The organism is Enterococcus sp. OL5, from assembly GCF_006491895.1.
GTDB lineage: Bacteria > Bacillota > Bacilli > Lactobacillales > Enterococcaceae > Enterococcus_D > Enterococcus_D innesii.
The window spans coordinates 69,322-79,551 of sequence record NZ_VHIL01000016.1 but is presented as its reverse complement, the minus strand read 5'-3'; the positions used below and the strand labels follow the sequence as shown (position 1 = coordinate 79,551).

7 protein-coding genes and 1 other annotated feature are annotated in these 10,230 nt (G+C 43.9%); of the genes, 6 read left to right on the top strand and 1 reads right to left on the bottom strand.

Annotated features, from left to right (window positions below; all coding sequences use genetic code 11):
* Positions 1 to 613 precede the first annotated feature (613 nt).
* From FJU10_RS16175 to FJU10_RS16160, 4 genes are all read left to right on the top strand, one after another.
* Positions 614 to 1,303 carry a response regulator transcription factor gene (locus tag FJU10_RS16175; RefSeq protein ID WP_008376963.1) on the top strand — a complete coding sequence of 230 codons (690 nt, stop codon included), beginning with the start codon at positions 614 to 616 and terminating at the stop codon, positions 1,301 to 1,303.
* Complete coding sequence (locus FJU10_RS16170) at positions 1,293 to 2,501, top strand: sensor histidine kinase (protein ID WP_005232945.1); 1,209 nt, start codon at positions 1,293 to 1,295, stop codon at positions 2,499 to 2,501. The genes FJU10_RS16175 and FJU10_RS16170 overlap by 11 nt, the downstream gene beginning before the upstream one ends.
* A gap of 30 nt (positions 2,502 to 2,531) precedes the next feature.
* Positions 2,532 to 2,734: a binding site (T-box leader), on the top strand.
* Positions 2,735 to 2,791: 57 nt separating this feature from the next.
* A complete protein-coding gene (gene serS / locus FJU10_RS16165; protein ID WP_086293456.1) occupies positions 2,792 to 4,069 on the top strand; it encodes a serine--tRNA ligase in 1,278 nt (425 codons plus the stop codon).
* A 287-nt stretch (positions 4,070 to 4,356) separates the two neighbouring features.
* Entirely contained in the window at positions 4,357 to 5,877 is a 1,521-nt protein-coding gene (locus tag FJU10_RS16160; protein WP_140966366.1) for a polysaccharide deacetylase family protein, read from the top strand.
* 69 nt (positions 5,878 to 5,946) lie between these two features.
* On the opposite strand, the gene FJU10_RS16155 is transcribed toward FJU10_RS16160, so the two are convergent.
* Positions 5,947 to 6,573, bottom strand: a complete 627-nt coding sequence (locus FJU10_RS16155) for a TetR/AcrR family transcriptional regulator (protein WP_086293459.1) — start codon at positions 6,571 to 6,573, stop codon at positions 5,947 to 5,949.
* 85 nt (positions 6,574 to 6,658) lie between these two features.
* On the opposite strand from FJU10_RS16155, the gene FJU10_RS16150 reads away from it, so the two are divergent.
* Positions 6,659 to 7,360 (top strand): ABC transporter ATP-binding protein, encoded by a 702-nt coding sequence (locus FJU10_RS16150; protein ID WP_140966365.1) that lies wholly within the window; start codon positions 6,659 to 6,661, stop codon positions 7,358 to 7,360.
* Positions 7,361 to 7,369: 9 nt separating this feature from the next.
* Positions 7,370 to 10,075 carry an ABC transporter permease gene (locus FJU10_RS16145; RefSeq protein WP_140966364.1) on the top strand — a complete coding sequence of 902 codons (2,706 nt, stop codon included), beginning with the start codon at positions 7,370 to 7,372 and terminating at the stop codon, positions 10,073 to 10,075.
* The last annotated feature ends 155 nt before the right edge of the window (positions 10,076 to 10,230 follow it).

Here is a 10,230-nt window from a genome sequence, read left to right as displayed (position 1 = left end):
GGTTCGTTTGCTTGCTTTGTTCAGTTTTCAAAGGTCTACCGTGCTGTGTTAGCAACTTTTATATCATATCAGAGCGACGTTTGATTGTCAACTCTTTTTTTAAAAGTTTTTTTCGCTCGTTGTTTTTCAACTTCGTAGCGGCTGTCTCAGCGACTTTATTAGAATAACAAATGATTTGTTATTTGTCAACAACTTTTTTCAATTAATTTTGTTGATATATCAACATTGATTAACTGTTTTAAAATTGCGACTTCGTTATAATATCATCTGTCGAGCTGTGCGTCAACTACTTTTTTCAATTCTTTTTAGGAATTCATTTAGTCATTTGGCACATGTAATAATATACCAAGACTTGCGCTATTCGTCAACCATAAAATGATTGATAGACCAACGTTTCTAGTTACTCCGTTTCCAAAGATGATTCGTGATTTTTAGTCCGTGATTTCCGCCTTTTTTAAGGACTTTTTCCGTTATTATTTGCCTATCGTTCGTCTTTTTCCTTTTTGTGTTTTCTTAATTCCTATCATTCTTATAAATTTAAGTATGATTTTATCTATTTTGTGGAATATTTGCTAAAATGGAGAAAAGAATATTGTTCCTAGGAGGACCCAGTATGAAAATACTTGTAGCAGATGATGACAAAGAGATCGTAGAACTATTAAGCATTTATTTACACAATGAAGGTTATGAATCGGTCAAAGCATATGATGGAAAAGAAGCACTGACCAAGATCCGCACCACTTCTGATATCGAACTATTGATCTTAGATATTATGATGCCAGAAATGGATGGCATGCAAGTCGTGAAAGAATTGAGAAAAGAATCCCAAATCCCTATTATTATGCTAACCGCTAAAACAACCGATATGGATAAGATTCGTGGATTGGTCGCCGGTGCGGATGATTATGTCACAAAACCTTTCAATCCATTAGAAGTTATGGCCCGGGTAAAATCGTTATTGAGAAGAACCAAGATGCAGGCTGCTTCAAATCAACCAGAGATTCTGGAAGTAAGCTCTCTTATTATCAATCGCGATTCCCATGAAGTAAAAACCGTCGATGGCAACGAAATTCAATTGACTGCATTAGAATTTGGTATCCTCTACTTACTGGCATCGCATCCCAACCGTGTCTTTAGCGCCGATGAGATTTTTGAACGAGTTTGGAAACAAGAAAGTGTCGTTTCTGCCAAAACAGTTATGGTCCATGTCAGTCACTTACGAGATAAGATCGAAGAAGCCACGGATGGTGAAAAAGTCATCCAAACAGTATGGGGGGTCGGCTACAAAATAGATGCGAAGTAAACCAACTGAAAAAAAGCGCAACACACCAATCGAAAAAAAGAAACGGATCACGTTGACCTCAAAGGAAATCAGTGAGTTATTTGCCGAAGGAATTGTAACGATTGTTCTTTTACTTCTATTAAATATCGCTATTTTGGTCATCTTGACCTCAATCGTTGAAAACTCACCAGATTTAGTTGATGCCATCTACGCATCGAAGAATGCTTTCACGTCTGCCTTTAATACGGATATCTTCCGCAGTGGGCGTAACTTCATTCTACCGATGTTCTTCCTATTAGATGTGATCGTCTTATATTGGCGTTTGATTCGCCGCTACCATCAAATGCAGCTACGTCACATCATCAGTGAGCTTCATTTTATTGCGGAAGGCAATTACGATCATCGCATCCCCTTCGAGTTACGGGGCGATTTAAGTCGGATCGTTTCTAATATCAACGGCTTAGTCGACAGTACGGTGGCGGCGATCGAAGATGAACGGCGGATCGAGCAATCCAAAGATGAGCTGATCACCAATGTCAGTCATGACATTCGAACACCATTGACTTCGATCATCGGCTATTTAGGTCTAATTGAAGATCGACAATACCATTCAGAAGAAGAATTGCTGAAATATACCCATACGGCGTATGTCAAAGCCAAGCAAATGAAATCCCTCGTCGATGATTTGTTTGAATACACAAAAGTGCGCCAGCCTAGCGTGCCAATCAATGTGATGGAATTTGATATGGCTCAGCTAGTGGAACAATTGGCGGCGGACTTTGAATTAGAAGCTAGCCGAAAAGGTATCAAGATTGAAACGTACACCCGTCCAGAGCATATCGAGATGGATGGCGATACCGAAAAACTGGTGCGGGTCTTCAATAACTTGCTTTCGAATGCCTTGAAATACGGCAAAGGCGCCGATAAGATCCGCATGGAAGTCGAGAAAGTCGGGACCGAAGCGATCTTAACAGTCAAAAACAATGGGCAAATGATCCCTAAGCAAGCCCTTGATTCTCTATTCGACCGTTTCTACCGAGTGGAAGAATCCCGCTCTCAAGAAACAGGAGGAACTGGCTTAGGTCTAGCGATCGCTCAAAGCATCGTCGCCTTACATGGCGGCTATATCTATGCCAAGTCAACGCCGGAATGGACGTCCTTTATTATCCATCTCCCGTTGAAACGCAACAACTTATCCAACACACAAACCTATGGTTGACGACCCAACATTTTTTGGGTATGCTAGAGAAAATAATCAAGGCACAGAACCTAGTATATTTTTTTCATCTATATAGAGAGCTGATGGTTGGTGAAAATCAGTGTTGGAAAAAATAGAATCCAGTTCTTTAACGTGTATTTTTCGAAAGAAAAATCGTTGGCTCACGATACGAGCAGCAAGGGCAGCGCAAGCTGAACTTGGGTGGCACCGCGAATGGTCATTTCGTCCCAAGCAATACGGGATCGGAATGGCCTTTTTTCTATGGAAAAATCAAAGGAGGATGTATCACTATGTTAGATGTAAAAATGATTCGCCAAAATTTTGCTGAAGTACAAAGCAAACTCGCAACACGCGGCGTGCAAAAAGAAGTGTTGGACCGCTTTTTAACGCTTGACGAACGTCGCCGAGAACTCTTAGTCCAAACGGAAGAACGCAAGAAATTGCGCAACGATGTTTCTGGTGAGATCGCTGCCTTGAAACGGGCGAAAGAAGACGCGGCAGATAAAATTGCCCAAATGAAAGAAGTCGGTAGCCAAATCAAGCAATTGGATGAAGAAATCGCCCAAATCGATGAAGACATCAAAGAGATCGCCACGACATTGCCGAACTTGCCGAATGATTCTGTTCCGGTGGGCAAAGATGAAGACGACAATGTAGAAGTCCGCCGCTGGGCAGAACCAAAAACCTTTGACTTTGAACCAAAACCCCATTGGGAGATCGCAGAAGACTTGGGGATCCTCGACTTTGAGCGGGGCGCCAAAGTTTCTGGTAGCCGTTTTGTTTACTACAAAGGCTTAGGTGCTCGTTTGGAACGTGCCTTATACAACTTCATGTTGGATCAGCATGTTTATGAGCATGGATATACAGAGATGATCACCCCGTATATCGTCAACAGCCAAGCAATGTTCGGTACTGGGCAATTTCCGAAGTTCAAAGAAGATGTTTTCCAATTGGCAGACACTGATTTGACTTTGATCCCGACTGCGGAAGTACCTTTGACCAACTACTATCAAGGGGAGATCTTAGAACAAGAGCAGCTCCCTGCCTACTTCACTGCCTTGAGCCCATCATTTCGTTCGGAAGCCGGCAGCGCTGGCCGTGACACTCGCGGCTTGATTCGCTTGCATCAATTCAATAAAGTCGAAATGGTGAAATTCAGTGATGCAGAACATTCTTATGAAGAATTAGAAAAAATGACGGCTAATGCCGAAGACATTTTGCAAAAACTCCATTTGCCTTACCGTGTGCTTAGCTTGTGTACAGGAGATATGGGCTTTTCTGCAGCGAAGACCTATGATTTAGAAGTATGGATCCCTGCCCAAGAGATGTATCGTGAGATCAGCTCTTGCTCAAACTGTGAAGACTTCCAAGCACGCCGTGCTATGATCCGTTACCGCGATCAAGAGGGCAAGATTCACTACATGCATACACTAAACGGCTCTGGTCTGGCCGTCGGTCGGACGGTGGCTGCAGTGCTTGAAAATTATCAAAACGAAGACGGCAGTGTAACGATACCGGAAGTTCTGGTTCCTTACATGGGCGGACTGACAAAAATTGAAAAAGCCTAAGCCTTAGTAACCTCAGTAGCAACCCCTAGAGAACAGTCACACCGCGTGAACGTTCCCTAGGGGTTTTCTTGTTCACGTCGCCTGTAGTGGTTTCAATCCCCCCTAGCCACTTTGATCGCTTCTTGCAAGAGAAACAACGCAACAAGGTTGTAATTTTTAAGCGAATAATTAGAAAAATCCCTTTGTCTTTTTAATCCTCTATCAGAAACCGGGCATGATCGTTGAAAGTGCCTGTGACTTATGGTAACGTGGGCATAATTTAGGATGGAATGAAGGGAGCTTCACCAATGCCCGAACGAAAGACCTATGCCCGTCGGAGTGACTTACACAAGAAACCAAACAATAATCAAAAACGAACAGCATCCGCTGAAGAAAGACCGAAAGGACCACCCTCGAAAAAGAAGCCGTATCGAAAAGCAATTTTTTCCTTATTCGCCTTATTATTGATCGTTTTGATCGCAACGGCTGGCTCAGTCCTTTACACGTTGCACCAACAAGAAGTTGCCGCCAAAGCAAAATATGAGGCAGCTGCGGAGAAATTATTGGCATCAATCCAAGCAGAACAAAGCCAAAATGGGTTAAAAACAACGCCTGAAGTGCTCTCCAAAGGAGCAAACAAAGAACTGATCTACCGCCCGCAAGACCTCGATACGTTTCCCATCAAAGATATCAAAGATCGGTTGACGAAAGCCGCTGAGTCATTGCGCAAAAAACAAACGGAAAAAGAAGTCGTCACCGTTGCCCGTATCCAAGCACAAACAGTAGCTGCAAAAGTCTCTACCTATTCATTAAAAGCCGACAGCTATGTATGGAATCGAGAAACCGGTCGTTTTGAAGATGCTGATCGTTTAACAGATGCACCGATCTTTGTTTCAGAGAAGACACAAACCGAATTGTCTTTGAAAGAACTGGTTCCTGATGAAGGCAGCTTATTAGGTATTCAACAAGTCATTCAACAGAAACTGCTGGATCAAGCTAAGGAACCCGCAAAAATCATCGACGCCGTCTTGGCCATGGAGCGGATCACCTTCGATTCGAAATTTACTTATGATCCAGAGAAGCTGACCATCGAATTGCCAAAAAATCAGACGGGAGCGACGGAAATCACCCTGTCTTACAGCGAGATCGCCCCATTCATTGATCCTGATCTCGTTGCTGCTGACCAACTCGACAATGCCTTGCCAAGTCTTGACCCCAATAAAAAATACGTGGCATTGACCTTTGATGATGGACCCAACAACACCTCCACCATGGATCTGTTGAACATCTTACAAGAAAATGATGTCAAAGCGACCTTCTTTATGCTAGGACAAATGGTTGAGCAATATCCGCAAGCTGCCAAAAAAGTCCAAGAAGCTGGACACGAGATCGCCAGTCATTCTTACTCTCATCCGCAGCTGAATACTCTTTCAGCGGAAGATTTGCAGGCAGAAGTCACAAAAACCAATAAAGCCATTTACAATGCGACGGGTTTACTACCTAGGAATTTACGGCCCCCCTATGGCGCTATCGACAAACAAAGCGCAGAAACCATCGGCATGCCGATCATTCAATGGGACATCGATTCTCAAGACTGGAAATTGAAGGATCCGAAGAAAATCAATGCCTTGGTTCAACAAAATGTCTTTAATGGTGCCATGATCTTGATTCATGATATCCACCCGAAATCTGTGAAAGCTGTACCGGGAGTCATTAAAACGCTCAAAAACGAAGGCTACGAATTCGTGACCGTCGATCAATTATTAGGCGCACGGCAAAAACCGTTGCATCAATACTTTGGGATGAACGATGAACGCCTCGTTGATTAGTCAAAAAAGGAACTCAGCAAGTGACCATCTGCTGGGTTCCTTTTTGGTTATTGGATCGTTCCCTCTTTTTTAGCCCTTCTTTTCTTCATACACATTAGTCACAAAAATTTGAATCAATAGATCAGCGACAGCTTTTGGCGGCATCGTTGAAAAATCTTTGAGCCAGCGTTCGATCAACCCGATAGATCCGCAGACAAAAAAGCTCAGGCACAGTTCCAATTCTTCCTCGGAAGCATCTTGAAAGTATTGGGCAAATCGTTTCAAGGTCTCCGGTTTGATCTCTGACAACAAAAGATTCAGCAAATGGCTGTTGTTCAACAAAATCAAATGGGTGGTACTAGGATTCTCATACAAAATCGTCAATAGCTTTTCCAGCCAAAGATCCAATGATAAATTTTCCTGCTGCAAGTTCGATGCGATCTGCTCAACGAGCTCCCCTTCGATCTCCTCCAACAAAGCGGCTGTGTCCTTATAATATTTATAAAATGTTCCCCGATTGATGTCTGCTCGTTCCGCAATCTCTTTGATCGTGATTTTGCGGTACTCTTTTTCCAACAATAACTCCTGAAAGGCGCGTCGGATCACTTTTTTCGAGTAGATCGTTCGACGATTTCCCACAGTCCCCACCATATCGTTTCCCCTTTTCTCTGTACATTTGATCAATATTTGTCTATTTAATGACAAATACGTAAGCATTGAGGATTGCTCTTACTTTTCTTTCTTAGTATACTAACACCATGTGATTAAATCAACACGTGTTTAAAAAATGGAGGCTTTATTAATGAGTTATGTTGAAGTAAAGAATGAATATAAACGCTATCAGATGGGCGAAACCACCATCACTGCCAACAACGATCTTTCCTTTGCCATTGAAGAAGGCGAATTAGTGGTGATCCTTGGCCCCAGTGGTGCAGGAAAATCGACCGTTTTGAATATTTTAGGTGGGATGGATTCACCAGATGAAGGAGAAATCATTATCGACAATGTCGATATCGCGAAGTTTAACGACAAACAGCTGACGGAATACCGCCGCAAAGACGTCGGGTTCGTCTTCCAGTTTTATAATTTGGTCCCGAACCTGACAGCGAAAGAAAACATTGAATTGGCAACAGAAGTCTCACCGAATGCACTCGATCCTGATGAAGTCTTAGCACAAGTTGGGTTAGAAAACCGCAAAAACAACTTTCCTTCGCAGCTTTCTGGTGGGGAACAGCAGCGGGTATCGATCGCTCGGGCGTTAGCCAAAAACCCGAAACTGCTGCTATGCGATGAACCGACTGGTGCCTTGGACTTTGAAACAGGAAAACAAGTGTTGAAGCTTTTGCAAAACGCTAGCCGAAAAAATGGCAATACGGTGTTGATCATCACCCATAATAGCGCCATTGCCCCGATCGCCGATCGGGTGATCCATATCAATGATGCCACTGTCCGTTCCATTGAAGAGAATCCTCATCCCATCTCGATCGATGAAATCGTTTGGTAGGAGGATCTGATGAAAAATAAGACCTATCTTAAAGCAAGTTTGCGAGAGATTCGCCAATCAAAAGGCCGCTTTATCGCAATCACCTTGATCATTTTTTTAGGAACGTTTCTCTTTGTCGGTGTCAAGGCGACCGGCCCGATCCTGAACCATTCCGCGAGTGAATATGTCAACGGCCAGCAATTAGCAGATCTGCAAGTCACTTCAACCCTGGGATTGACAGAGGAAGACATTGATGCCGCGGAAAAAAGCGGTGCTCACACAGAAGCCGCCTATCAATTTTATTACGCTGCCAATTCAGATGAAGTCGTGCAAGTGACCTCTTATGACCCCTCACAGGAACTCAACCAGTTACTGGTGAAGGACGGTCGACTGCCAGAAAAAGCCGATGAAATCGTGCTGGATACCGAAGCAAAAAATTATGGCTGGCAAATAGGGGATACTTTTACGATCGATGATGCCGATAATCTGTCGGACAAAGAGTATACGATCGTTGGGTTTGCCACTTCTCCGATTTATATCAGTGCTGCCGAACGGGGCTATGCGAATGTCGGCAGCGGTGTCGTGACGTACTTTGCTTATGTACCGGAAAAACAGTTCACGATGGAGGTCAAATCGATCCTCTATCTCGCCTTTGATGATATCGCCGGGCTTGAAACATACTCCGATGCGTACACCGACAAGATGGCAGCCCATCAAGAAACGATTGAGGAACTGTTTGCGGACCGTCCTAAAGAACGCTTAGCAGAAATTCAACAAGACGCTTTTGATGAATTAGCCCCTGCAGAAAAAGAAGTCCGCGATGGACAAAAACAGTTAACTGATGGACAAGCCCAACTGGATCAGGCCAAAGCGGAACTAGAACAACAGCAAGCCGCCTTAGCACAGCTGCCGCCCGTACAACAAGCAGCCCTCGAAGGCCAATTGGCAGCTGGGGAAGCAGAATTGACACAGCAGCAAGACCAATTAGATGAACAGCAACAAGAACTAACTGATGCCCAACAAACACTGGCAGAAAAACGGGCAGAGATCGAAGACTTGGCAGAGCCCACGTATCTTTACAACCAGCGCAAAGACAATCCCGGTTTCCAAGAATATGGTGGGCTGTCTGATCGTATCGCCGCGATCGCCAATGTATTCCCAGTCTTCTTCTTCTTTATCGCTGCGTTGATCACCTTTACGACACTGACGCGGATGGTAGAAGAAAACCGCAAAGAGATCGGTACCTTAAAAGCGATGGGCTATGGCAAAGTCGAGATCTCCCTTAAATATTTGATTTATGCTCTCCTATCTTCGGCCATTGGCATTATCAGTGGTGCCGTATTAGGAACCGAACTGTTGCCGCGTTTGATCTATTTCCTATCCAGCGAACGGTATCTTTTAGACGGGATTCGCGTCTATTATGTCTGGTCACCAATTATTTTGGCCGCGATCGCCTTTTTACTGGCGACGCTTGGTGCCTGCCTCTTTGTTCTGATCAAAGAATTGCGGGAAAAACCTGCCCAGCTACTGCAAGTTCGCGCACCAAAACCTGGGAAACGGATTTTATTAGAAGCCATTACCCCCTTATGGTCACGGTTAAGCTTCAATCAAAAAGTCAGCTTCCGTAACATTTTCCGCTACAAATCGCGAATGATTATGGCGATCATTGGCATCGCCGGTTGTACGGGACTGATGGTGGCAGGCGTTGGGTTGAAAGATTCCTTAAGTGCTGTGACTGCGAAACAATTTGGGCCCATTACGGATTATCAAGCCGTCGTGACCTTAAATGATGCGAAGGAAGAAACCGTTGCTGCCGCTGAAACGGTTTTAACAGACGATCCTCTTGTGACCCATTCGATGCTAGTCTACAATGAAACGATCGAGATTCGACCGGCTAACCAAGGAAAACAAAGTCTGACCTTGATGGTTCCGGCAGATCAGGATGCTTTTGCAGACTATGTCCATTTGAAAACGACGGCAGGACAGAAGCTGTCATTAACAGAGGGCGCCGTACTGACTATGAAGTACGCAGAATTGTATGATCTGCAGGTTGGCGATACATTGACCTTCTATACCAGCGATCAAGAAGCCTTTGAAGTACCTATCAGCGGCATCGCAGAAAATTATTTAGGCAATTCTCTTTATCTGTCACCAACCGTTTACGAAGAAATCACCAATAGTACCTTTGAACCGAATGCGTTCTTAGTAAAAAGCAAGACGATGACGAAAAAGCAAGAGGAAGCTTTATCAACAGCCTTGTTAGATACCGACAAAGTCAAAAACACGACGTTCCTTTCCACTCAGATCAAAATGCAGGATGATTCGATGGGCAACTTGAACTCCATTGTCTTGATCTTAGTTGTATTATCAGGGGCATTAGCCTTTGTCGTCTTGTATAACTTGACCAACATCAATGTTTCCGAGCGGATTCGCGAACTTTCTACCATTAAAGTATTAGGGTTTTACAATAAGGAAGTCACCATGTACATCGTACGGGAAAATATCGTCTTTACGTTATTTGGGATTCTCGCAGGCTACGTGGTAGGTTACTTCTTGACTGACTTTATTTTGATCCAAGCTTCGATGGAAAACATGGTCTTTCCATTAGTGATCAATTGGCCGGCCTATGCTTTAGCCGGCGGCATGACGATTCTCTTTACAATCATCGTGATGTACGTCACCCATGTGAAACTGACTCATGTCAACATGATCGATGCATTGAAATCAAACGAATAAGCTGCTGCTAAAGCGATTTGCTGATCATCCAGCAGTGATTTTAAAGAAAAGGACGCCACTCTTGCCTAGATAGCTGAGAGTGACGTCCTTTTTTGAACAAATAATCCCCTCTGTCCGCTTTTGAACAGAGGGGATCGTTTGTTTTCACGTGAAAC